Origin of the sequence: Segniliparus rugosus ATCC BAA-974, assembly GCF_000185725.2 — a bacterium.
Lineage (GTDB): Bacteria > Actinomycetota > Actinomycetes > Mycobacteriales > Mycobacteriaceae > Segniliparus > Segniliparus rugosus.
On the sequence record NZ_KI391953.1, the window covers coordinates 719,405 to 741,229 of the forward strand.

General features: G+C 68.0%; 25 protein-coding genes. 18 read left to right on the forward strand and 7 right to left on the reverse strand.

What is annotated here, in order from left to right:
• Positions 1–4: 4 nt before the first annotated feature.
• Positions 5–1,120 carry an NAD(P)H-dependent flavin oxidoreductase gene (locus HMPREF9336_RS03450; protein WP_280110254.1) on the reverse strand — a complete coding sequence of 372 codons (1,116 nt, stop codon included), beginning with the start codon at positions 1,118–1,120 and terminating at the stop codon, positions 5–7.
• Between the two features lie 109 nt (positions 1,121–1,229).
• Here HMPREF9336_RS03450 and sthA point away from each other — a divergent pair, with 109 nt between their 5' ends.
• Positions 1,230–2,651, forward strand: a complete 1,422-nt coding sequence (gene sthA, locus HMPREF9336_RS03455) for a Si-specific NAD(P)(+) transhydrogenase (RefSeq protein WP_007469100.1) — start codon at positions 1,230–1,232, stop codon at positions 2,649–2,651.
• A 164-nt stretch (positions 2,652–2,815) separates the two neighbouring features.
• Here sthA and HMPREF9336_RS03460 read toward each other — a convergent pair whose 3' ends face one another.
• The 6 genes from HMPREF9336_RS03460 to HMPREF9336_RS03485 all read right to left on the reverse strand — a co-directional run bounded on the left by HMPREF9336_RS03460 (position 2,816) and on the right by HMPREF9336_RS03485 (position 8,684).
• On the reverse strand, positions 2,816–3,607 hold the full coding sequence (locus HMPREF9336_RS03460) for an LLM class F420-dependent oxidoreductase (protein WP_007469102.1): 792 nt from the start codon (positions 3,605–3,607) through the stop codon (positions 2,816–2,818).
• Complete coding sequence (locus HMPREF9336_RS17360; RefSeq protein WP_021030023.1) at positions 3,604–4,509, reverse strand: cutinase family protein; 906 nt, start codon at positions 4,507–4,509, stop codon at positions 3,604–3,606. The genes HMPREF9336_RS03460 and HMPREF9336_RS17360 overlap by 4 nt, the downstream gene beginning before the upstream one ends.
• Positions 4,510–4,560: 51 nt before the next feature.
• A complete protein-coding gene (locus HMPREF9336_RS03470) occupies positions 4,561–5,394 on the reverse strand; it encodes a cutinase family protein (protein WP_007469106.1) in 834 nt (277 codons plus the stop codon).
• 93 nt (positions 5,395–5,487) lie between these two features.
• On the reverse strand, positions 5,488–6,918 hold the full coding sequence (gene purB / locus HMPREF9336_RS03475; protein ID WP_007469107.1) for an adenylosuccinate lyase: 1,431 nt from the start codon (positions 6,916–6,918) through the stop codon (positions 5,488–5,490).
• A 23-nt stretch (positions 6,919–6,941) separates the two neighbouring features.
• Positions 6,942–8,123: a PI-PLC domain-containing protein gene (locus tag HMPREF9336_RS03480; RefSeq protein ID WP_007469109.1), complete on the reverse strand. Its 1,182-nt coding sequence runs from the start codon at positions 8,121–8,123 to the stop codon at positions 6,942–6,944.
• A 27-nt stretch (positions 8,124–8,150) separates the two neighbouring features.
• Positions 8,151–8,684, reverse strand: a complete 534-nt coding sequence (locus tag HMPREF9336_RS03485; protein ID WP_007469111.1) for a hotdog fold domain-containing protein — start codon at positions 8,682–8,684, stop codon at positions 8,151–8,153.
• A gap of 461 nt (positions 8,685–9,145) precedes the next feature.
• Here HMPREF9336_RS03485 and rpsJ point away from each other — a divergent pair, with 461 nt between their 5' ends.
• From rpsJ to HMPREF9336_RS03570, 17 genes are all read left to right on the forward strand, one after another.
• Positions 9,146–9,451 carry a 30S ribosomal protein S10 gene (rpsJ, locus tag HMPREF9336_RS03490; RefSeq protein WP_007469113.1) on the forward strand — a complete coding sequence of 102 codons (306 nt, stop codon included), beginning with the start codon at positions 9,146–9,148 and terminating at the stop codon, positions 9,449–9,451.
• A 10-nt stretch (positions 9,452–9,461) separates the two neighbouring features.
• On the forward strand, positions 9,462–10,127 hold the full coding sequence (rplC, locus tag HMPREF9336_RS03495; RefSeq protein WP_021030024.1) for a 50S ribosomal protein L3: 666 nt from the start codon (positions 9,462–9,464) through the stop codon (positions 10,125–10,127).
• Positions 10,124–10,780: a 50S ribosomal protein L4 gene (gene rplD / locus HMPREF9336_RS03500; protein ID WP_007469117.1), complete on the forward strand. Its 657-nt coding sequence runs from the start codon at positions 10,124–10,126 to the stop codon at positions 10,778–10,780. The genes rplC and rplD overlap by 4 nt, the downstream gene beginning before the upstream one ends.
• Positions 10,777–11,091, forward strand: a complete 315-nt coding sequence (gene rplW / locus HMPREF9336_RS03505) for a 50S ribosomal protein L23 (protein WP_007469118.1) — start codon at positions 10,777–10,779, stop codon at positions 11,089–11,091. Before rplD ends, rplW begins: the two co-directional genes overlap by 4 nt.
• Before the next feature lie 19 nt (positions 11,092–11,110).
• Complete coding sequence (gene rplB, locus HMPREF9336_RS03510; protein WP_007469119.1) at positions 11,111–11,947, forward strand: 50S ribosomal protein L2; 837 nt, start codon at positions 11,111–11,113, stop codon at positions 11,945–11,947.
• 14 nt (positions 11,948–11,961) lie between these two features.
• On the forward strand, positions 11,962–12,243 hold the full coding sequence (rpsS, locus tag HMPREF9336_RS03515; protein ID WP_007469120.1) for a 30S ribosomal protein S19: 282 nt from the start codon (positions 11,962–11,964) through the stop codon (positions 12,241–12,243).
• Positions 12,240–12,671 carry a 50S ribosomal protein L22 gene (rplV, locus tag HMPREF9336_RS03520; RefSeq protein ID WP_007469121.1) on the forward strand — a complete coding sequence of 144 codons (432 nt, stop codon included), beginning with the start codon at positions 12,240–12,242 and terminating at the stop codon, positions 12,669–12,671. The genes rpsS and rplV overlap by 4 nt, the downstream gene beginning before the upstream one ends.
• Positions 12,672–13,490 carry a 30S ribosomal protein S3 gene (gene rpsC, locus HMPREF9336_RS03525; protein ID WP_007469122.1) on the forward strand — a complete coding sequence of 273 codons (819 nt, stop codon included), beginning with the start codon at positions 12,672–12,674 and terminating at the stop codon, positions 13,488–13,490.
• Between the two features lie 3 nt (positions 13,491–13,493).
• Complete coding sequence (gene rplP, locus HMPREF9336_RS03530; protein WP_007469123.1) at positions 13,494–13,910, forward strand: 50S ribosomal protein L16; 417 nt, start codon at positions 13,494–13,496, stop codon at positions 13,908–13,910.
• Positions 13,910–14,197 (forward strand): 50S ribosomal protein L29, encoded by a 288-nt coding sequence (gene rpmC / locus HMPREF9336_RS03535; RefSeq protein ID WP_007469124.1) that lies wholly within the window; start codon positions 13,910–13,912, stop codon positions 14,195–14,197. The genes rplP and rpmC overlap by 1 nt, the downstream gene beginning before the upstream one ends.
• Positions 14,194–14,481, forward strand: coding sequence for a 30S ribosomal protein S17 (gene rpsQ, locus HMPREF9336_RS03540; RefSeq protein WP_007469125.1), 288 nt, complete (start codon positions 14,194–14,196; stop codon positions 14,479–14,481). Before rpmC ends, rpsQ begins: the two co-directional genes overlap by 4 nt.
• Positions 14,482–14,760: 279 nt before the next feature.
• A complete protein-coding gene (locus tag HMPREF9336_RS03545; RefSeq protein ID WP_007469126.1) occupies positions 14,761–15,405 on the forward strand; it encodes an LppA family lipoprotein in 645 nt (214 codons plus the stop codon).
• 9 nt (positions 15,406–15,414) lie between these two features.
• Entirely contained in the window at positions 15,415–16,110 is a 696-nt protein-coding gene (locus HMPREF9336_RS03550) for an LppA family lipoprotein (RefSeq protein ID WP_007469127.1), read from the forward strand.
• 153 nt (positions 16,111–16,263) lie between these two features.
• Positions 16,264–17,196 (forward strand): metal-dependent hydrolase, encoded by a 933-nt coding sequence (locus HMPREF9336_RS03555; RefSeq protein ID WP_007469128.1) that lies wholly within the window; start codon positions 16,264–16,266, stop codon positions 17,194–17,196.
• Between the two features lie 59 nt (positions 17,197–17,255).
• Positions 17,256–18,320 (forward strand): PDR/VanB family oxidoreductase, encoded by a 1,065-nt coding sequence (locus tag HMPREF9336_RS03560; RefSeq protein ID WP_051357251.1) that lies wholly within the window; start codon positions 17,256–17,258, stop codon positions 18,318–18,320.
• Between the two features lie 74 nt (positions 18,321–18,394).
• Positions 18,395–20,233 (forward strand): SDR family oxidoreductase, encoded by a 1,839-nt coding sequence (locus HMPREF9336_RS03565; protein WP_007469130.1) that lies wholly within the window; start codon positions 18,395–18,397, stop codon positions 20,231–20,233.
• Positions 20,233–21,825 carry a flavin-containing monooxygenase gene (locus HMPREF9336_RS03570; protein WP_007469131.1) on the forward strand — a complete coding sequence of 531 codons (1,593 nt, stop codon included), beginning with the start codon at positions 20,233–20,235 and terminating at the stop codon, positions 21,823–21,825. The genes HMPREF9336_RS03565 and HMPREF9336_RS03570 overlap by 1 nt, the downstream gene beginning before the upstream one ends.

Genomic DNA, 21,825 nt, shown 5'->3' on the forward strand with positions numbered 1-21,825 from the left:
CTCGCTACGAGCGTTCGTGCTCGGCGCGGGCCGCGACGGCGCTCTCCCACAAGGCGGACAGGATCACCGACGCGGGCCCGGTCTGGGTCTCCCGGTAGCCGACCCCGGCCCAAAGGTTGACCGCCTCCACGTCCCCGCGCTCCGCCGCCGCCTTGCGCAACGGCGTGGTGAGCCAGTGCAGCTGCGGGTACTCGTTGGGCGCGTGCGCGGTGTGCGCGTCTATGAACGCGTTGCGCAGCCCCCTGGCCGGGCGGCCGGAGAAGGCCGAGGTCACCGCCGTCTCCACGAACCGGGGATCGGTGAGCGCCTCGCGGTGCGCGGGCCGGGTCCCTGCCTCGTTCGCCCGCAAGAAAGCGGTCCCCAGCTGCACGGCGGTCGCGCCGAGCGCCAAGAGCTCGGCGATCTGCGAGCCCCTGCTGATGCCGCCCGCCGCGATGATCGGCAACGAGGTCGCCTCGGTCGCCGCGATCACCAGGTCCGCGAGGGGCAGGTTGTCGGGTTTCTCGTGGTTGGAGAGCGTCGCGCGGTGCCCGCCCGCATCAGCGCCCTGCACGACGACCGCGTCAACGCCCAGCTGGGCGGCGGCTTCCACCGCGGCGGGGGAGGCGACGCTCGCGAGCACCGCGATCCCCGCGTTCTGCAGTTTCGTCACGGCTTCGGCGGGCGGGAGCCCGAACGTGAAGGAGACCAGCGGGACTTCCCGGTCGATGGCGACGCTCACTTTCTGGTCGAAGAAATCGTCGTCGGGATGCGCCGGATCCTCGGAACCAGCCTCGGGCAGCGCCACCCCAGCCGCCTCGGCGGCCGGCAGCAGCCGTTCTCGGTAGGCGGCGACCGCCGCGTGGTCGACCGGGTCCGGGCTCGGGACGAAAATGTTCAGGCCGAACGGATGCACCGTGAGCTTGCGGGTCTGATCCAGCAGCGCGGCGGTCGACTCCGGGCTGAGATAGCCCGCCGCGACGAAGCCGAGGCCGCCCGCGTTGCTCACCGCCGCCGCGAGCTGCGGCGTGCTCGGACCGCCCGCCATCGGGGCGCAAATGATCGGAATCGCGAGTTCGGTCAGGATCTTTCGGCTTTGCTCAAGCTCAAGCGGCATGGCCCCTAGCCTAGCCGGTCTGATCAGAACCCCGGCCGATCCGAGGCCGAGGGCGCGGCCCCGCGCGTCCTGCCGGGCAAGAATTCACTCGCCCGCCGTGCGGCATTGGCGGAACTGGGGTATAAGTCGGAAAATGAGCTCCAACGTCTCTCCTCGATACGATCTCGTCGTCATCGGCTCCGGGCCTGGCGGCCAGAAAGCCGCCATCGCCGCCGCCAAGCTCGGCAAGTCGGTCGCCATAGTGGAGCGGCAGAACATGCTGGGCGGGGTGTGCCTGAACACGGGCACGATCCCGTCCAAGACCCTGCGCGAGGCCGTGCTGTATCTGACCGGGATGAACCAGCGCGAGCTCTACGGGGCGAGCTACCGGGTCAAGGCCAACATCACCCCGGAGGACTTGTTCGCCCGCACCGCCCAAGTGATCGGGCGAGAGGTCGAGGTGGTCCGCTCGCAGCTGCTGCGCAACCGGGTGGAGATCTTCCCCGGCACGGCCAGCTTCGTGGACGAGCACACCGTGCAGATCGTGGACGACCACCGAGGCGAGCTCACGACGCTGCGCGGCGACTACTTCGTCATCGCGTCCGGCACCCGCCCCGCGCATCTGCCGGGAGTCGACTACGACGGGGAGCGCATCCTGGACTCGGACGAGATCCTCTCCCTGCGGTCCATCCCCGCCTCCATGGTCGTCGTCGGCGCTGGCGTGATCGGCATCGAGTACGCCTCCATGTTCGCGGCTCTCGGCACGCGGGTGACGGTGGTGGAGAAGAGGGACAGCATGCTGGACTTCTGCGACCCGGAGGTGATCGAGGCGCTGCGCTTCCATCTGCGCGACCTCGCGGTCACATTCCGCTTCGGCGAGGAGGTGACCGGGATCGAGATCGGCCAGAGCGGGACGGTGACCACGCTCGCGAGCGGCAAGCGGATCCCGGCGGAGACCGTGGTGTACTCGGCGGGCCGCCAAGGGCAGACCGAGGAGCTGGCGCTGGAGAAGGTCGGGCTCGCGGCGGACGACCGGGGCCGTATCCAGGTGGACAAGCACTTCCAAACATCGGTGGCCCATATCTACGCGGTCGGCGACGTCATCGGCTTCCCCGCCCTGGCGGCCACGTCGATGGACCAGGGGCGCCTCGCCGCGTACCACGCGTTCGGCGAGTCCGCGTCGGGCATGACCGCGCTGCAGCCGATCGGCATTTACTCGATCCCAGAAGTCTCCTACGTCGGAGCCACCGAGACCGAGCTCACGAAAGCTTCGGTGCCGTACGAGGTCGGCGTCTCCCGCTACCGGGAGCTTGCCAGAGGCCAGATCGCGGGCGACTCGTACGGCATGCTCAAGCTCCTGGTGCACACCGAGAGCCGCAAGCTCCTCGGGGCGCATATCTTCGGCTCGCAGGCCACGGAGCTGGTGCACATCGGCCAGGCGGTCATGGGCTGCGAGGGCACGGTCGACTACCTGGTCGAGGCGGTCTTCAACTACCCGACCTTCTCAGAGGCGTACAAAGTCGCGGCGCTCGATGTCATGAACAAGATCCGTTCGCTGGAGCAGTATCAAAGCTGAGCCAACAGCGGGACGGCGTGGCGGGGCGCGCCTCGCGAGCGGGGGGGAGGGAGGAAAGCCCCTTCCCCAGCGCCTTCTCCTCCGAGGCGACCCCCACAGTCCTGCCTGCACGTTCGATTCTCTGAGAAGGCGCCCAACGCAGCAAGGAAATACGTGAGAAAATTTCACACGCGCAAAGCGGCGTGCCGGTCCCGCCACGCCAGAGCGTGCCCGAGCGCGGTGAGGTCGTAATCCGGGGCCGACGTGTCGCAAAGAATCAGACCGGCCCCCGCCGCCACAAGTTCGTCGGTCAGCTCCGGACCCGACCAAGAAGCCGCCCGGACGATCTCGGCAGGGTCGCGGCCGACCGCCGCGCAATGCTCTGCGAGCACCGCGCTCTTATGCCGCAACTGCGCCACCGCGCTGAAACTGTGCCAGATGTCGGCGTGCTCGGCGACAATGCGCAGCATTTTGCGCTCCCCGCCGCCGCCGATCAGGATGGGCAGCTTGCCGACCGGCGGCGGGTTGAGCCGACCAAGGCGCGCCTTGATCCGGGCCAAGCTCTCGGCGAGCAAGTCGATCCGCGAACCCGCCGTGCCGAACTCGTAGCGGTACTCGACGTAATCCCGCTCCAACCAGCCGGCCCCGAGGCCGAGGATCAACCGCCCGCCGCTGATGTGGTCCACCGTGCGGGCCATGTCGGCCAGCAGATCCGGGTTGCGGTAGCCGGCCCCGGTGACGAGCGCGCCCAGCTCGACCCGGTCGGTCTGCTCCGCCCATGCGGCGAGCATCGACCAGCACTCGAAATGCGCACCTGTCGGATCGCCGCTCCACGGGAAGAAATGGTCGGTGTTGAACAGGACGTCCGCCCCGAGTTCTTCGGCTCGGGCCGCGACATCGCGCAGCGCCTGATAGTTGGGCGCCCTCTGCTGGCTGACCAGCAGACCGACCCGTGGCCGACGATCTGCGGCGCTCACTCGCCGGGAGCCTCGTCGTCCGGCTCGGCCTCGTCCGGTCCGGCCTCGTCCTGGCCGTCGGAGTCCGAACCGTCCGACGCGCTCACGTTCTGGTCGGGGATCGGGGCGAAAGACGAATCGCTCGGCTTCGGCGGGGCCGGGGCGTTCTTCGGCGGGGCCGGGGCGTTCGGGAAGCCGAGCTTGCCGCGCACGAACTCCGCCACCTCATCGGTGAGGCCGCGCTCCACGTACGAGTCGTGGTTGTGGTAGTTCGCGAGGTCGTCCGGGCTCGGCGGATGGCAGACCGGATCAGCCTCCGCGCAGACGTCGGTGGTCCGCGCCCGGAGCCCGTCGGGCATCGGCAGGACGCCGTCGAACACGCGCTTGGCCGGGTTGCCGAAGAGCGCCACGGCGGCGATGTGCGGGAACACGTTCGCGGGCAACGCCTTGTCGAACCCGGAATCCGCCAAGGAGACCTCGCCCATAAACGGAACCTCGACCGTTTGGGCCGGGATCGGGGACACCGTCACAAGGTCGACGACTGCCGCGCCTTGGGAGAATCCGCCGATCACAATCTTGGTGTTCGGGCACGTGCGGGCGATGTTCTGCACGTGCTCGCTCAGATCGTTGCCGCCGTCGCCGACGCTCTGCGCGCTGTAGACCGCGGGGTAGTCCACCGCGTACACGTCGATCTTTTTGCCGGGCAGCGCGTCGGTCAGCTGGTCGGTGAAGCTCTCGCCGACATAGCCGATCCCTGGGGGCTCGTTCGTGCCTCGCGCGAACGAGACGTCGACGTCGGCGCAGGCGTCGGCTTTCGCCGGGGGCGTCTTCGGGCTTATGAGGGCGAGGCCAGTGGCCGCGAGAAGCGAGGCCGCCCACATGGCGGCTGTTTTCCTATGTCGCGGTCGTGGCGAAAGCGCCATGGGTCCGGCTCCTTACTTACCTCATCTGATCAGTGGTGCGATCCATCGCTGTTACTCGGAATCCCCTTCACCGGGAGCGTCCGAATCCGGCTCGGGGGCTTCGGCTTCGGGGGCGGCAGGCGCGGCGGCTTCGGGGGCCTCGGCTTCCGGCGTTGCGGGCGGCTGCGGGGCCGGTGCGGCCTGCGCGGGCTGATCGTTGATCCGCTCGACGACGAAGTCGGCGGCCTGGCTGGTCAGTCCCCGCGAAACGTAGGAGACGTGGTTCTGGTCGAAGTCGGCTTTCTGCGTGTTGAAGTCGCCGTCCAGGTTCCAGCAGATCGGATCGCCGTCCGCGCACACGTCGGTGACTTTGCCCGCGAGGTCGGGGGTGATGAAAATCGGCTGCGGGCCGTTGAAGAACCGGTGCACGAAGTCGCCGAACAGCGCCACCGCCGCGATCCGCTCGGCCACGTCGCCGGGGAGCGGGTTCGTGAACCCGAGGACCGGGACTCCGAGCGAGATCACCGAGTCCACGACCGCCGCGCCCTGGGAGTATCCGCCGAGGACGAACTGGGTGGCCGGGCAGCGGTTCGCCACGTCCTGCAGGTGGTTGGACAAATCCGCCCCGCCGTCGCTCGCTTTCGCGAAGTCGAAGTCGGCAGGGTAGTCGACCGCGTAGACGCTGAAGGTCTTCCCCGGAGCCTTGGCTTTCACGGCGTTCACGAACGCGTTGCCGACATTGCCGAGGCCGGGGGCGTCGTGGGTGCCGCGCGCGAAGGAGATGTCGTACTGCGCGCAGCCGGCGGGCTCGGCGTTGGCCATCGGAGTCACGGCGGGAACGGCGAACACGGGCATCAGGGAAAGCAGTCCGCCGAAGGCGCCGAGGGCAAGTTTGGAGGCGATCATGCCCCAAGTCTATATGAATAGTCGAAGCTAACTACTTCTCGCGCTGGTCGTTCGGCGTGGGCGGGCGCGGAAGCGGCCCGAGACCTCACGAAATCACAAAATAGAGCCGGGCCGGTACGCCGCGGCCTGGGGGTGCTTCGCGACGACGGCCTCCACCTCGGCGATGACCGAGCGGACCTGGGCGTCCGCCGCGCCGAGGAACACGTCCCGATCGGCCAGCGCCTCGTCGAGCTGCGCCTGAGAGAGCCCCAGCCGTTCGTCCCCGGCCAGCCTGCCGAGCAGGTCCGGCTCGGCCCCGCGCTCGCGGATGTCGTTCGCGAGCGCGACCGCGTGCTCCTTGATCGCCTCGTGGGCGGCCTCCCTGCCGACCCCCGCGCGCACGGCGGCCATGAGGATCCGCGTCGTGCCGAGGAAAGGCAGGTAGCGGGCGAGCTCGCGCTCGATGACCGGTTCGAAGGCGTGGAACTCGGCGAGCACGGTCAAGAAGCCTTCCAGGAGGCCGTCGATGGCGTAGAAGGCGTCTGGCAGGGCGACTCGGCGCACGACCGAGCAGAAGACGTCGCCTTCGTTCCACTGCGCCCCGGCGAGTTCCGCGGTCATCGACGCGTAGCCGCGCAGGACGACGGCGAGCCCGTTGATGCGCTCGCTGGTGCGCGGGTTGGTCTTGTGCGGCATCGCGGAGGAGCCGACCTGGCCGGGCTGGAACCCCTCGGTGGCGAGTTCCTGGCCCGCCATCAGACGCAGCGTGAAGGCGAACGAGGACGGGGCCGAGGCGAGGTGGACCAGCGCGGACACCACGTCGTGGTCGAGCGAACGGGGATAGATCTGCCCCACGCTGACAAGGCTCTCGGTGAACCCGACGTGCTCGGCGACCCGGCGCTGGAGCAGGGCGAACTTCTCACGGTCCCCGCCCAAAAGGTCGAGCATGTCTTGTGCGGTGCCGACCGGGCCCTGGATCCCGCGCAGCGGGTAGCGCTCGATGAGCTCGTCCAGCCGTCGCACGGCGATGAGCAGCTCCTGCGCGCACGTGGCGAACCGCTTGCCGAGCGTGGTGGCCTGGGCGGGGACGTTGTGGCTGCGGGCGACCAGCATGGTCGGGGCGTGCTGGGCGGCGCGCTCCGCGAGCCGGGCCAGCGCGGCGACGGCGTGGTCGCGCACGTGGACCAACGAGGCGCGGATGACCGACTGCTCGACGTTCTCGGTGGCGTCCCGGCTGGTCATGCCCCGGTGGACGAGCTCATGGCCCGCCAGCGCGTTGAACTCGTCGATCCGGGCTTTCACGTCGTGGCGGGTGACGCGCTCGCGCGCCGCGATGGAGGCGAGGTCGACCTGCTCTTTGACTCGCTCGTAGTCGGCGACCGCCTCGGCGTCCCCGCCGGGCACGCCGAGTTCGATCTGCGCCTTGAGCACGGCGATCCACAGCTCGCGCTCAAGGACGACGCGATTGGCCGGGGACCAGAGGGCGACAAGCTCTTTGGTGGCGTATCGGGCGGCGAGGACGTCGGGCGTCTGCGTTGTGCTCATATGTGTGATAGTGCGCGTTCTGCTCAGCGTGGCGAAAGCTTGGCCGGGCGGTTGGCCCCGAGCGTGCCGAGTTCGTTGTCGAACACGTCGGGGAAAGCGGTGATGATGCCGTCGACGCATTGGTCGAGGTGGAGCTGGTTGTCCGTCCCCTGGCAGACTTTCAACTGCTGGTCCATGTCGTTGAGGTCGTTGACGACCTGGGGGAAGACCTTCAACCCTGCCTTATGGGCGCGTTCGAGGAACTGTTTGGTGACCAGCAGGGGCTTTTTCTGCCCCGGCGGGGTCTGACCTTCGGGCTGCGGCAAGGGCTGGGAGGCGAGGAAGTCCGGGGCGACCCCGTCGACGCCGAGCTTGGTGACCGCTTCGATGAGGTCGCCGTGCACCTCGTCGAGGTTCAACCCGTTGATCCAGGGGCTGCCGGGGTAGAAGGTGTCGGCGCGCACCAACGCGAGGGTGGGGACGGTGGTGAGGCCGGGGATCTCCTCGGTGCCGACTTTGAAGCCTTTGTGCACCAAGGGGAGCGTGCGCCAGTCGTAGCTGGAGATGATGACGTTGTCGAACCGGGCCTCTTTCACGGCCTTGACGACCGCGGAGACGTACTGCTCCGGGGTGGCGGTGTTCTTCTTGTCCACCGGGTCGGTGATCAGCTCGATATCGAACCAGAGCCGTTCGACCGCCTTGTCGAAGGTCGCCCCGAGCTTGAGCAGGTCGACGAGCTTGCGGAGCTTGGTGCCGGGCTCCGCGTTCTGGCTCTGGTTGGGGTAGGCCGGGTTGGTCTTGTCGCACACGACGCCCTGCAAGACGGTTTCGTCGTTGAGGTTGTAGACGTACGATCCGACCGCGTCGGGCGGGCCGCCCTCGGCGGGGGAGCACTTCGACTCGGAGATCTTCGTGCTCGACCACGCGATGGCGGTGCCGTTGTTGTCGAGCACCACGGGGATGTGCACGACGCTGACCCCGACGTTCTGGATCGCGTTGCGCACGGTGGGCTCGGACTCCTCAAGCCCGTAGCCGACCCCGCCCTGGTACGCGATGACGGCGGGCAGGTCGGGGGACCAATGCACGGGGATCTTCGGGGCCTCGGTCGTCGTCGGCGGAGCTTTTTTGTCGTCTTGGCACGCGCTGAGCGCGAGGCTTGCCGCTGCCACGACTGCGAACGCCTGCCCCGCGCGTCTCCCGCAGGCGATCTTCTGGAGGATGCCCATGGCCAGAATGGTAGCGGATGGGTCCGGTCAGCCCCTCGGCGGTTTCGGGCTCACCCAGGTGGTGATCGTCCCGTTGACGACTTCATTGCCCTCGGCGTCGATGATGCTGATGGCGACCGGGACGTCGGTGCCCTCGGTGATCGCGGAGAAGTCGAAGTTCTCGGGCAGGCTCGCGGTCGCGCGCACGCCGCCCTTGACGATCTTCAAGTAGTTGACCGTCATGCCTTTGGGCAGCCAGCGGTGCGTCGAGGGGGTGGAGGCCTCCATCACGAGGCCCATCGCCGCTTCCGCCGCGTTGCAGGAGGCGATGGCGTGGAAGGTGCCGATGTGGTTGTGGGTGAAGAACCACGACGGCGCGGAGATCTCCGCCCGGCCCGGCTCGACCTTGCGGACGTACGGGGTGATGGTGGCGAAGTAGGGGGCCTTGAGGGCGAACGCCGCGGAGAAGGCGATCCGTCCGAGGAGGGTGCCGCCGAGCCTGAGCCACGCCTTGCCGACCAGGGTGGAGCGCAGGGCGAGTTCGTTCTTCGAGGCGACAGGCTTGGACTTGAACAGCGCCATGAGGCTCCTTCGAGAATGGCCGGACATGCCGGGACGGTGGTCGGAGTACACCGACGAATATAATCTACTCGCCGGTAACTTAACGAGGACCAGCCTACCTCGCCCCGGTTCGGGGCGCGACCGGGCCGCAAGGCCGTGGCGCGACCTGCGGACTTGCGAGCCCATGACGGTTCATGCATACTGAATAGCGCTGCTCGCAAGGGCGGCGGGATTGCGCGCGGCCTGAGTTCCCCAAGAATTCTACCGCTGCAGATCCGGATTGGCTGACCCGAGGGGGCGCACGCCCCGGGGTGTCGGCCACAGAACCATGAAAGCGAAAGAGCGGCCATTTGGCGTGCGCTCGCGGCGGCGACAAGCCTCGCGGGCGTCGACTTTAGGAGAGCCCGGCTCGGCATGAGCCGAAGCCCGGGCACGTCAACCCGAACGCGGTGTTGGCGCGACGCAGGAGAAACGAGGCACTAGTGGCGGGACAGAAGATCCGCATCAGGCTCAAGGCGTATGACCATGAGGCTATTGACGCTTCGGCGCGCAAGATCGTTGAGACGGTCACCCGCACCGGCGCAAGCGTCGTCGGCCCGGTCCCCTTGCCGACCGAGAAGAACGTGTTCTGCGTGATCCGTTCTCCGCACAAGTACAAAGACTCCCGCGAGCACTTCGAGATGCGCACCCACAAGCGCATGATCGACATCCTCGACCCCACGCCGAAGACGGTCGACGCGCTCATGCGTATCAACTTGCCCGCCAGCGTCGACGTGAACATTCAGTGAGGCCGCTCTGATGACTGCTACTACTTCCCAGAACCGCGTGGGCCTGCTGGGCGCGAAGCTCGGCATGACCCAGGTTTTCGACGAGCGCAACCGCGTCGTCCCCGTGACCGTGATCCGCACCGGGGTCAACATCGTCACCCAGATCCGCACCCCCGAGCGCGACAAGTACTCGGCCGTCCAGCTCGCCTTCGGCCAGATCGACCCCCGCAAGGTCAACAAGCCGCTGACGGGCCAGTTCGAGAAGGCCGGGGTCACCCCGCGCCGCCACCTCGCCGAGCTTCGCCTCGAAGACGTCTCCGGCTACGAGGTCGGCCAGCAGCTCGACGTCTCGGTGTTCGCCGACGGCGACCTGGTCGACGTGACCGGCACCAGCAAGGGCAAAGGCTTCGCGGGCACCATGAAGCGCCACGGCTTCAAGGGCCAAGGCGCCGCCCACGGCGCGCACAAAGTGCACCGCCGTCCGGGCTCCATCGGCGCTTGCGCCTTCCCGGGCCGTGTCTTCAAGGGCACCCGGATGGCTGGCCGCATGGGCAACGCGAAGACGACCACGCAGAACCTCACCGTGTTCCGGGTTGACCCGGAGGCCGGTGTGCTCCTCATCAAGGGCGCTGTCCCCGGCCGTGACGGCGGCCTGGTGTTCGTGCGCTCCGCTGTGAAGAAAGGGGTGGCGAAGTGAGCCTCACCGTCACGATCCACGCCGCTGACGGCAAGAGCGCCGGCACGTTCGATCTCCCCGCCGAGATCTTCGACGCCCCGGCCAACATCTCCCTCTTGCACCAAGTGGTGACCGCGCAGCTCGCAGCCGCGCGCCAAGGCACGCACAAGGCCAAGACCAGGGGCGAAGTCTCCGGCGGCGGCAAGAAGCCGTACAAGCAGAAGGGCACCGGCCGCGCCCGCCAGGGCTCGACCCGAGCGCCGCACTTCACCGGCGGCGGCACGGTCCACGGCCCGGTGCCGCGCGACTACTCCCAGCGCACCCCGAAGAAGATGAAGGCCGCCGCCCTGCGCGGAGCCCTCTCCGACCGGGCGCGCGGCGAGCGCATCCACATCGTGGACGAGCTGGTCGCCGGGCAGACCCCTTCGACCAAGAAGGCTTCCGCGTTCCTCGACTCGATCTCGATCCGGCCCCGCCTCCTGGTGGTGCTCGGACGCGCCGACGAGGCGGGCCTGAAGAGCGTTCGCAACCTGCCGCACGCCCACATCCTGACCCCGGACCAGCTCAACACGTACGACGTGCTCAAGAGCGACGACATCGTGTTCAGCCTCGAGGCGCTCACGACGTTCATCGAGCACCACAAGGTCAACAAGAAGGAAGAGGTGCAGGCATGACCATCGCGAGCATCCCGGCTGATCCGCACGACGTGCTGATCCGGCCCGTGGTGAGCGAGAAGTCGTTCGCCCTGGCCGAGCAGAAGACCTACAGCTTCGTCGTGCACCCCGACGCCAACAAGACCCAGGTCAAACTGGCCGTGGAAAAGGTCTTCGGCGTCAAGGTCGCGCGGGTGAACATCATCAACCGCAACGGCAAGCGCAAGCGCACCCGGTTCGGCATCGGCAAGCGCGCCGACACCAAGCGGGCGCTGGTCTCGCTGACCGAGGCGAGCAAGACCATCGACATCTTCACGACGGCTGGCGCATAGGACTGAAGGACAGAGAATCATGGCTATTCGTAAGCACAAGCCGACCAGCCCTGGTCGTCGCGGCTCGTCGAGCTCCGACTTCTCGGAGGTCACCCGCACCACGCCGGAGAAGTCGCTGCTGCGTCCCCTGCACAACAAGGGCGGCCGCAACGCCCACGGCCGGGTCACCGTCCGGCACCAGGGCGGCGGGCACAAGCGGGCCTACCGGCTCATCGACTTCCGCCGCGCGGACAAAGACGGCGTGCCCGCCAAGGTCGCGCACATCGAGTACGACCCCAACCGCACTTCCCGGATCGCCCTCCTGCACTACGCGGACGGCGAGAAGCGATACATCATCGCCCCGGCGAAGCTCAAGCAGGGCGACTTGGTCGAGACCGGCCCCCAGGCCGACATCAAGCCGGGCAACAACCTGCCGCTGAAGAACATCCCGACCGGTACGGTGGTGCACGCCATCGAGCTGCGTCCGGGCGGCGGCGCGAAGATCGCCCGCTCGGCCGGCTCCTCGGTGCAGCTGGTCGCCAAGGACGGCCCGTACGCGCAGCTGCGCATGCCGTCCGGCGAGATCCGCAACGTCGACGCGCGCTGCCGCGCCTCGGTCGGCGAAGTCGGCAACGCCGAGCAGTCCAACATCAACTGGGGCAAGGCGGGCCGCAACCGCTGGAAGGGCATCCGCCCGACCGTCCGCGGTGTCGTCATGAACCCGGTCGACCACCCGCACGGTGGTGGTGAAGGCAAGACATCCGGCGGTCGTCACCCGGTGAGCCCGTGGGGCAAGCCGGAGGGCCGCACCCGCCGGGCCAACAAAGAGAGCGACAAGCTCATCGTGCGCCGTCGCCGCACCGGGAAGAAGCGGTAGAAGGGAACTGAACGATGCCACGTAGTTTGAAGAAAGGCCCGTTCGTCGACGACCACCTGCTCAAGAAGGTGGACGGACAGAACGAGAAGAACACCCATCAGGTCATCAAGACCTGGTCGCGCCGTTCGACCATCCTCCCCGACTTCGTCGGGCACACCTTCGCGGTGCACGACGGGCGCAAGCACGTCCCCGTGTTCGTGAGCGAGTCGATGGTCGGGCACAAGCTGGGCGAGTTCGCGCCGACCCGCACCTTCCGCAGCCACGTGAAAGAGGACCGAAAGGCGAAGCGCCGATGAGCATTGAGCAAGAGAACCCCGCCGCGCACGCCTCGCTCAAGGGCGCGCGTTTCTCGGCGACCAAAGCCCGCCGGGTCATCGACCTCATCCGAGGCAAGCGGGTGGACGAGGCCCTCGCGATCCTGCGGTTCGCCCCGCAGAGCGCGAGCGAAGAGGTCTCCAAGGTCCTCGCGAGCGCCATCGCCAACGCGGAGCACAACCTCAACCTGCACCGCTCGACGCTGGTCGTCTCCAAGGCCTTCGCCGACGAGGGCCCGACCCTCAAGCGTTTCCAGCCGCGCGCCCAGGGCCGCAGCTACCGGATCCGCAAGCGGACCAGCCACATCACCATCGAGGTCGCGGCGGCGCTCGCCAACGAGCGGCCGAGCCGGGCCAAGCGAGTCGCTGGGTCGAAGAAGGCCTCTACCAAGAAGGGAGGCGAGAAGTAAATGGGACAGAAAATCCATCCCCATGGCTTCCGCCTGGGCATCACCACTGACTGGCGCTCCCGTTGGTTCGCCGACAAGCAGTACAAGGACTACATCAAAGAGGACATCCAGATCCGCAAGCTGCTCATCTCGGGCATGGAGCGGGCTGGCATCGCGAAGGTCGAGATCGAGCGGACCCGCGACCGGGTGCGTGTGGACATCCACACCGCCCGCCCGGGCATCGTCATCGGCCGCCGGGGCGCCGAGGCCGACCGCATCCGAGGCCAGCTGGAGAAGCTCACCGGCAAGCAGGTGCAGCTGAACATCCTCGAGGTGAAGAACTCCGAGACCATCGCCCAGCTCGTCGCCCAGGGCGTCGCCGAGCAGCTGTCCAACCGCGTGGCGTTCCGTCGCGCGATGCGCAAGGCGATCCAGTCCGCGATGCGCCACCCGCAGGTCAAGGGCATCAAGGTCATGTGCGGCGGCCGCCTCGGCGGCGCTGAGATGAGCCGGTCCGAGTACTACCGCGAGGGCCGGGTGCCGCTGCACACGCTGCGCGCCGACATCGATTACGGCTTCCACGAGGCCAAGACCACCTTCGGCCGCATCGGCGTGAAGGTCTGGATCTACAAGGGCGACATCGTCGGCGGACGAGTCGAGCACGCCGCTCAGCTCGCCGCCGCCGAGGAGGCCGGAGCCCGTCGGGACCGCGCCGCCCGCCCGCGCCGTTCCGGAGCTTCCGGCACCACCGCGACGAGCACCGAGGCCGGCCGCGCCGTCGAGCCGCAGGCCGAGCCGGTCGCCGAGGCCAGCTCCAACGAATCAGGTCAGGAGGCCTGAGCCATGCTGATTCCACGTAAAGTCAAGCACCGCAAGCAGCACCACCCGAGCCGTTCGGGCGCTGCCAAGGGCGGCACGAAGGTCACCTTCGGCGACTTCGGCATCCAGGCCCTTGAGCCCGCGTACGTCACCAACCGGCAGATCGAGTCCGCCCGTATCGCCATCAACCGGCACATCCGCCGTGGCGGCAAGGTGTGGATCAACATCTACCCGGACCGTCCGCTCACCAAGAAGCCCGCTGAGACCCGCATGGGTTCCGGCAAGGGCTCGCCGGAGTGGTGGATCGCCAACGTGAAGCCGGGCCGGGTCCTGTTCGAGATGACCTTCCCGAACGAGGAGACCGCTCGTGAGGCGCTTCGCCGCGCACAGCACAAGCTGCCGCTGAAGACGCGCATTGTGACCCGAGAGGAGCAATTCTGATGGCACATCGCACGAAGGCCGCAGACCTGCGCGAACAGGGCCGCGAAGCCTTGGTCGAGCAGCTCGGCAAACTGAAAGAAGAGGCGTTGCACCTGCGCTTCCAGCTCGCCACCGGCCAGCTGGCCAAGAACAGCCGGGTGGGCGAAGTCAAGCGCGAGATCGCCCAGGTGTACACCGTGATCCGCGAGCGCGAGCTGGGCCTGTCGTCCGAGCCGGATGCGGCCCCGGTGAAAGCCAAGGCCACGAAGAAGGCGAAGACCGAGAAGACCGAGGGTGAGAAAGAATGACCGCGACCAAGACTGAAGCTCCGGTGTCCGGCGACCGTACCCGCCGCAAGGTCCGCTCCGGTGTCGTCGTCTCCGACAAGATGGACAAGACCATCGTGGTCGAGCTGACCGACCGCCGCCGCCACCCGCTCTACGGCAAGATCATCCGGACCACTAAGAAGGTCAAGGCCCACGACGAGCAGCAGGACGCCCACATCGGCGACACCGTGCGCATCATGGAGACCCGGCCTCTCTCCGCGACCAAGCACTGGCGCTTGGTCGAGGTTCTTGAGCGCGCGAAGTAGTTCTTCGTCCGCGACGCAGAGCCGTCTGGGCGAGGCTCGCGCGCATGCGAGATAAGCCGCTTCCAGCGAGAGCATTGCATATCTGAATATCCTCCAATTGATTCGCCGAACTCCCTGGGATGTACCCTTTCCCAGGGGGTTCGGTGTTTTCACCGGCGCTCCATGTTTCCCTCATGGAGCGCGGGCTCAGCCGCGACGCATCTGGCCGATATTCGTGCTTCAACGTGGCCGCGTTCGGAGAGATAGAGCCGGGCCTCGCTTCGGGCGTACGCTGGGCGCATGGCAGAAGTCGGGGCGGAAGAAGGGCCGGTCGACAGCAGGCGTGTCGTGTTCGCGCTGATGCGGCGGCGGATCGCCGTTGCCTCGGTCGGCGCCCTCGTTCTGGCCTGCGGGGTCGTCGGCTCTGGCTTCTGGGTGCTTTTCGAGTTCGACGAGGGTTTGCGGCCGCATCATATGTCGCCGGAGCAGGTGCGGACTTTCGAGGACCGTTTCCGAAGGCAGGGGACATATGAGGAAGACCAGCGCGAATTCCAAGCCTTCATGGCAAAGACTGCTGACGAGATCGTGCGGATCGGGGGTTCGCCATGGTCGTGGCGTCGGACGGCGGTGCTGGAGGCTTGCGATGAGGAGGGGGACCGCGAAGCGGACACCAGGGTGAGGAAGATGTCGACGGACCAAATTCTGTTCGTTGACCCTGTTCCGGACCGGTTGTGGGCGAAGGCGCTCGATATTGTGCGCGAGTCGGCGAAGCAGCGAGGGATGACGAGTTCCCGCGCGGTGTTCGATCGGCCAGGCGACCGCTCTGCCTGGTTCGGCTCCTCGAACGGGGAAACGCTCGAATTGGCCAGCGGCTTCCTTGTCGGGTCGACAGCGCGCAGGTTGGACGAGCCGCGCGATCGGCAGGTCGCGCGGACTGCGAGGTAGGCTCGGGCGGTGCCTTACGCCGAAGACCCGCAGGGGAAGAAGGGGAAACGGAAGCTCTGGTCGTTTCCTTATGTCGCGGCGATCGCGGCAGTGGTCTGCACGGTCCTGTTGTGCGCGGGCGGTTGTTACCTGCTCGGCCGGTTGGGCAGCCAGTTGGACCCGAACTACACCAGGCCGGAGGAGGTGGCCGCGCACGAGGCCGCGTTGCGCGCGGGGGGACCGGCGGAGCGGGACGCGCAGCGGGTGGAGGCGGCCCTGGCCCGCGCGGCGGATTCGGCTGTGGCGGCGTATCCGGGGTTGTCCTGGCGGTGGGGGGACGAGGCTCCTGGGGATTCGACCTGCGATCCGTACAACATGTTCCACCAGGTCAAGCCGCTGCAGATGGTGTTGCGCCACGTCCTGTTCGATGGGGAGCTGACGGACAAGGCGCGAGAGGGCGTCGTCGCCGCGCTCAAGACACAGGCGGAGGGGTTGGGGATAGCGGGGGAAGAGGGGTTCGCCGACAGCTACGGCAGGGCGTGGACGACGTTCTCGCGGGGCGCGGACAGCGCTTCGCTCCGGCTCGTCTCGGGCCGGGCGACGGTGGGCGAGCCGGACGACCTGATCGCGAAGGAGCATGCGGCGGCGGTGGTCGAGGGCCGTTCCGCGTGCTTGTTCCCGCAGCGGTATTTCACGGAGAACCACTTGCCGGTGCCGACGGAATAAGCGCTCGTCCGCTCGCTTTTCCGAGCGCGGGCGGCAGGGTCCGCGCCGACGGGCAAAGGGCCATGTGACCGTCACCACGAGACAGCAGTCACAATGTGATACCCTGGGTATCGCTAACTTGCTAGCACTCGAAAACGGATCAGGAGAGATGTGATGGGCCATCAAACGCTGGCCGGGGAACGAGCATCGACACAAGACCCCCAGACGCGCCCCGCGGACGCCGGGCGGATCGCGCTGCACGCGCGAAACGTCGAGTTCGACTTCTCGAACTCGCCCTTGCAGTGGATTCCCGGCGAGCTCGTGGTGTCGCACGTGCTCTCGGCGCTGCACATGATGCTGCCCGCGGGCGAAATGATGTTCGTGGACACGTTCGGCCGCGCCCTGCCCCACATCCAGGACGAGCGCTTGCGCGAGGACGTCATCGGCTTCATCGGGCAGGAGCAGATCCATGCGAACAGCCACGACCACGCGCTGCACGCGTTTTTCTCCCAGCACGGCATCGACCTGAGCGTGTTCGCGCAGTACTCGGAACAGCTGTTCGCGCAGTACAAGGAGCGGATGGACAAGCTGCCGGCGAAGCTGCAGCGGCGCATCCTTGTGGAGAGCCTCGCGATGATCGCGGGCATCGAGCATCTCACCGCCACGGCGGGGGATTGGCTGCTGAACCAGGACTTCGAGAAGTTCGGGGCCGACCCGGTCCTCACCGACCTGTTCCGCTGGCACGGAGCGGAGGAGGTCGAGCACCGTAGCGTGGCCTGGGAGGTCGCCCGCTATTTCGGAGTCGGGCGCAAGCGCCTGATCGGCTACTACCTCGCCGCGTGTTTGACCATCCCGCTCGGACTGATCTACGGCGGTTTGCTGATCGCCCGCGCCGACGCCTCGGCCCCCAATGTCGGATTCCTCCGGTGGACGCGCGAGGTGGGCCGGGCGATGAAGCGGGGCTCGCTGGTGAGCTTCGCCGTGATGGGCGAGGCGTTCAAGGCGTACCTGCGCCCCGACTTCACGCCCGAGTCCATCGGCGACACGGCGCAAGCGGTCGCCTACCTCGCGAAGTCGCCAGCGGCGAAGGCCGCCGCCCGCGCATGACGAGGCCGCACCCCTCGCCCCCGCCCGTCCCGAGCGGCCTCGACGACATCATGCGCCGGATGCAGCAGCGCATGCCGACGCTGTTGAAGCTACAGGACAGCGTGACGCACGGCGTGCTGCGGCTCGCGGCGATGGTCGGCGCGCCGCCGCCCGACCCGCAGCCGGTGGACCGGGCGCTCCGCCTCGTGGTGCGCGGCCGGACCGTGGTGGCCGCCGACGAGAACGTGGTGAGCCTTCAGCTCGCCCAGCAGGACGGCGGGGAGCTGCCCAGCTGGCGCAGCGGGGCGCATCTCGACCTCACGTTGCCGTCCGGCGCGGTGCGGCAGTACTCGTTGTGCGGCGACCCGCGCGACCGCCGCTCGTACCGGATCGCGGTGCGGCGCATCCCCGACGGCAACGGCGGCTCGGTCGAGCTGCACGACGCGGTGCGCGTGGGCGACGTCCTTGAGGTCCACGGGCCGCGCAACGCCTTCCCGCTCGCCACGGCGGGGCATCTGAACACCGAGCGGCGCGAGTTCCGGTTCATCGCGGGCGGCATCGGGATCACCCCGATCCTGCCGATGCTCGCGACCGCCACGGACCTCGGGCTGCCATGGACGATGATCTATGCGGGCCGCAGCAAGGAGTCGATCCCGTTCCGGGAAGAGCTGGCCCAGTACGGGGACCGGGTCGTCATCCGGACCGACGACGAGTCCGGGCTGCCCACGGCGGCGGATTTGCTGCCGCAATTGCACTCGGATTTGGCCGTGTACTGCTGCGGGCCGGGGCCGATGCTCAAGGTCGTCCGCGAGGCCGTCGCCGGATACCCCGGCGCGGAACTGCACTTCGAGCGGTTCTCCGCGCCGCCTGTCGAGGACGGCGTGCCGTTCGAGGTGGAGCTGGCCAGCGACGGCACGACGCTCGCCGTGCCCGCCGACCGCAGCGCGTTGGAGACCATCCTCGCGGCGAGGCCGGGCATCACGTACTCCTGCAAGCAGGGCTTCTGCGGGACGTGCAAAGTGCGCGTGCTCGGCGGCGAGCCCGACCATCGCGACGCCACGTTGACCGAAGCCCAGCGGGCGAAGGGGGAGATGCTGATCTGCGTCTCCCGCGCCAATGGGGGTCGGCTGGTGCTGGACCTGTGAACCAAGGAGAACAAGAGGCAATGGCGGAACAGCCCCGACGACAGAGAACCAGAAGACGCGCGAATGGAGCGAGCATGACCAACCAGACCAAGCCCGAGGCCGCGGCGGCCAAGGGCGACTTCGCCGCGATCACCGAGCACGTGGTGCGCAACGGCGACATCGACGTGACGTATTTCGTGCAGGGCAACCCCGAGGGGGAGACGATCCTGCTGGTGCACGGCTGGCCCGACTCGCACCACCTATGGGACAACGTGACGCCGCTGCTGCGAGACCGGTTCCGCCTGGTGGCGGTCGATAACCGGGGGGTCGGGAAGACGACCAACCCCAAGAGCTTCCGGGATTTCCGGCTCACCGCGATGGCCAGCGACTACGTCGCCGTCGCGAACGCGGTCAGCCCGGCGAAGCCGGTGCACGTCCTCGGCCATGACTGGGGCAGCGTCGCGGCGTGGGAGGCGATCTGCGACCCGGAGCTCGAACACCGGTTCGCGTCGTTCACCTCGGTGTCCGGGCCGTGCTTGAGCCATATGAGCAAGTGGGTGCGCTCGCGGTTCTCCCGTCCGACCCCCAAGAACGTGGCATTGGCGCTCGGACAGGCCGGGTCAGTCCTCTACACGCTGTTCTCGATGACTCCCGGTGTGCCGAACGCGCTCCTGAAACTGACGATGACCGCGGAGCGTTGGCGCAACGGGCTCTCGCTCGGCGAGGGCGCGCCGGTCGAGCGGATCCACCTCAGCCCCACGTTCAAGCAGGACATCACCCGGACGCTGCGGGTCTACCGCGCCAACGTGTTCCCCGCCCTCCTGCACCCGCAGGAGCGCTACACGAACGTCCCGGTCCAGGTCATCGTCGGGAAGAACGACCCGGCGGTGCGCCAGTCCTGCTACGACGACGAGCCGCTCTGGAACAAGCGGACTTGGCGGCGGGTGCTCAATGGGGGCCACTGGCTGCCGTTCTCGCATCCGGAGGCTCTCGCCGCCGCGACGGTCGAATTGATCGACGCGGTGGGCGGCGGCGAGCCCGCCCGCGCGCTGCGCCGCGCCGAGATGGGCAAGGACCGCAAGCCGTTCGAGGACCAGCTCGTGGTCATCACCGGCGGCGGCAGCGGCATCGGCAGGGAGACCGCGCGGGAGTTCGCCCGGCTCGGGGCCGAGGTCGTGCTCTCGGACATCAACCTGGTCAGCGCCAAGGAGACCGTGGTGATGATCGAGGAGGAGGGCGGAGTCGCGCACGCCTACCAGCTCAACGTCGCCGACGAGGAGGCGATCAACGCCCACGCCGAGGAGGTGCACGCCAACCACGGGGTGCCCGACGTGCTGGTCAACAACGCGGGCGTCGGGGCCGCGGGCGACTTCCTGCAGACACCCACCGAGGAGTTCAAGCGGATCATCGACATCAACCTGTACGGCGTGGTGAACGGCAGCCGGGCCTTCGGGGCCAAGATGGCCGAGCGCGGCCTCGGCGGGCATATCGTCAACCTGTCGAGCATGGCCGCGTACTCGCCGCAGAAGCAGTTCTCCGCGTACTCGACCAGCAAGTCGGCGGTCTTCATGTTCTCCGACTGCCTGCGCGCGGATCTGGCCGCGCACAACATCGGCGTGACCACGATCTGCCCCGGCGTCGTGCACACCAACATCATCGCGACGAGCAAGATCTCCGGCGTGAGCGCCGAAGAGGAGCGCCGGATGCAGGAGGTCGGCGACAAGGCGTACGCGATGCGCCGCTACGGGCCCGAGAAGGTCGCCCGGCAGATCGTGCGCTCGGTCCAGAAGAACAAGCAGGTCGTCCCGGTGACCCCGGAGGCGTACGTGCAGTACCTCAACTACCGGATGGCTCCAGGCTTGACCAGGTACTTCGCCGCCAAGGGCGGTATGCTCGACCTGATGAAGCTGGTGCCGAAGAAGAAAGAAAGCTGATGACAGCGGTTTCCGAAGGAGCCGCCGCCTCCGGCGGCTCCTTGGTCGCCTACCAGGATTTGGAGCAGCCCGATCTTGCCGCGGTCGTCATCGGGGCGGGGTTCTCCGGCCTGGCGACCGGCAACCGGCTGCGGGAGCAGGGGGTCGAGAACTTCCTGATCCTGGAGAAGGCCGCCGGGGTCGGCGGGACGTGGTGGCAGAACACCTATCCGGGCGTCGAGGTGGACATCCCTTCGATGGTGTACTCGTTCGCCGAGGCCCCCAACCCGAACTGGTCCCGGATGTTCGCGCCCGGCAGCGAGCTGCGGCAATACGCGCAGGACTGCGCCGACCGGTTCGGGCTCAAGGACAAGCTGCGGCTGGGCACCGAGGTGCGCGCGATCGTGTTCGACGAGGTCAACGACCTCTGGCGGGTGCGGGCGGTGGACGCGGACGGCGAATTCGAGCTCACCGCCCGGTTCGTCGTCTCCTGCCACGGCGCGCTGAGCACGCCGGCCGCCCCCGCTCTCGCGGGGCTGGACTCCTTCGCGGGAAAGACGATCTTCTCGCAGGCATGGGACCACGACTACTCGCTGCGGGGCAAGCGGGTCGCGGTGGTCGGCACCGGGGCGACGGGGATCCAGATCATCCCGGCAATCGCGGACGAGGTGGCGCGCCTGACGGTGTTCCAGCGCACCCCCTCCTACGTGAGCCCGAAGACGAACCTGCCGGTGCCCGCGCTCTTCCAGCGGGCGCTGCGGCACGCCCCCTTCCTCTCCAGGCTCATCCGGTTCGGCGGCGTGACGGCCGTCGACGTCGGGCAGACCCTCGGCGTGGTCTACCACAAGCAGTTCCCGTTCGTCGCCAAGCTCGCGGGCGCGGCCGTGCGGGCGAGCATGCGGGCCCGGATCAAGGACCCCGAGCTGCGCGAGAAGCTCATCCCCCGATACGGCTTCGCGTGCAAGCGGCCCGGCTCCTCCGCCGACTACCTTGAGACGTTCGCCCGTCCGAACGTGGACTTGGTCGTCGCCCCCATCGCCAGGGTCGTGCCCGAGGGGGTCGAGACCGCCGACGGGACGCTGCACCGCATCGACACGCTGGTGCTCGCCACGGGGTTCAAGGTGTTCGACCTCCCGTACACGGTGCGCGGCAGGGAAGGCCAGGACCTCGGCGAGTACTGGGAGGCCAACCGCATGCGCGCCTACCAGGGCGTCGCCGTGCCGGGGTTCCCGAACTACTTCCTCGCCCCCGGCCCGTACGGCGTGGTCGGGTTCAACTGGTTCGACACCATCAAACTGTGCACCGGCCACGCCGCCGAGATGATCGCCGACACGCTGACCCGGCAGGCGACGCGGGTGGAAGTCGGCCAAGAGGCGTTCGACCAGTTTTTCGCGAAGGCCGTCGCCGCGACCGAGAACCTGGTGTTCAAGAGCCCGAGCTGCGCCGGGTCGCACAGCTATTACATCAACAAGGACGGCGACACCCCGTTCCTGCGGCCGTTCGCGATCGCGCACTCGAACGCGATGATGCGCTCCGCGCGCAAGGCCTACGTGCAGTCGCGCAGATACCCGGACGTGGACGGGCGCATGATCGTCTACCCCGAGTCCGTCTGA

What these genes read in the sequence shown, in the direction of transcription:
- HMPREF9336_RS17360 (WP_021030023.1), bottom strand. Translation starts at nt 4,509, where the DNA reads ATGGCGCTTTCGCCACGACCGCGACATAGGAAAACAGCCGCCATGTGG.
- HMPREF9336_RS03545 (WP_007469126.1), top strand. Translation starts at nt 14,761, where the DNA reads ATGGCAGAAGTCGGGGCGGAAGAAGGGCCGGTCGACAGCAGGCGTGTC.
- rplW (WP_007469118.1), top strand. Translation starts at nt 10,777, where the DNA reads ATGACCATCGCGAGCATCCCGGCTGATCCGCACGACGTGCTGATCCGG.
- HMPREF9336_RS03480 (WP_007469109.1), bottom strand. Translation starts at nt 8,123, where the DNA reads ATGGGCATCCTCCAGAAGATCGCCTGCGGGAGACGCGCGGGGCAGGCG.
- rpsS (WP_007469120.1), top strand. Translation starts at nt 11,962, where the DNA reads ATGCCACGTAGTTTGAAGAAAGGCCCGTTCGTCGACGACCACCTGCTC.
- sthA (WP_007469100.1), top strand. Translation starts at nt 1,230, where the DNA reads ATGAGCTCCAACGTCTCTCCTCGATACGATCTCGTCGTCATCGGCTCC.
- HMPREF9336_RS03560 (WP_051357251.1), top strand. Translation starts at nt 17,256, where the DNA reads ATGCAGCAGCGCATGCCGACGCTGTTGAAGCTACAGGACAGCGTGACG.
- rpmC (WP_007469124.1), top strand. Translation starts at nt 13,910, where the DNA reads ATGGCACATCGCACGAAGGCCGCAGACCTGCGCGAACAGGGCCGCGAA.
- HMPREF9336_RS03485 (WP_007469111.1), bottom strand. Translation starts at nt 8,684, where the DNA reads ATGGCGCTGTTCAAGTCCAAGCCTGTCGCCTCGAAGAACGAACTCGCC.
- rplB (WP_007469119.1), top strand. Translation starts at nt 11,111, where the DNA reads ATGGCTATTCGTAAGCACAAGCCGACCAGCCCTGGTCGTCGCGGCTCG.
- HMPREF9336_RS03470 (WP_007469106.1), bottom strand. Translation starts at nt 5,394, where the DNA reads ATGATCGCCTCCAAACTTGCCCTCGGCGCCTTCGGCGGACTGCTTTCC.
- HMPREF9336_RS03570 (WP_007469131.1), top strand. Translation starts at nt 20,233, where the DNA reads ATGACAGCGGTTTCCGAAGGAGCCGCCGCCTCCGGCGGCTCCTTGGTC.
- rplP (WP_007469123.1), top strand. Translation starts at nt 13,494, where the DNA reads ATGCTGATTCCACGTAAAGTCAAGCACCGCAAGCAGCACCACCCGAGC.
- HMPREF9336_RS03565 (WP_007469130.1), top strand. Translation starts at nt 18,395, where the DNA reads ATGACCAACCAGACCAAGCCCGAGGCCGCGGCGGCCAAGGGCGACTTC.
- rplV (WP_007469121.1), top strand. Translation starts at nt 12,240, where the DNA reads ATGAGCATTGAGCAAGAGAACCCCGCCGCGCACGCCTCGCTCAAGGGC.
- rpsC (WP_007469122.1), top strand. Translation starts at nt 12,672, where the DNA reads ATGGGACAGAAAATCCATCCCCATGGCTTCCGCCTGGGCATCACCACT.
- rpsQ (WP_007469125.1), top strand. Translation starts at nt 14,194, where the DNA reads ATGACCGCGACCAAGACTGAAGCTCCGGTGTCCGGCGACCGTACCCGC.
- rplC (WP_021030024.1), top strand. Translation starts at nt 9,462, where the DNA reads ATGACTGCTACTACTTCCCAGAACCGCGTGGGCCTGCTGGGCGCGAAG.
- purB (WP_007469107.1), bottom strand. Translation starts at nt 6,918, where the DNA reads ATGAGCACAACGCAGACGCCCGACGTCCTCGCCGCCCGATACGCCACC.
- HMPREF9336_RS03555 (WP_007469128.1), top strand. Translation starts at nt 16,264, where the DNA reads ATGGGCCATCAAACGCTGGCCGGGGAACGAGCATCGACACAAGACCCC.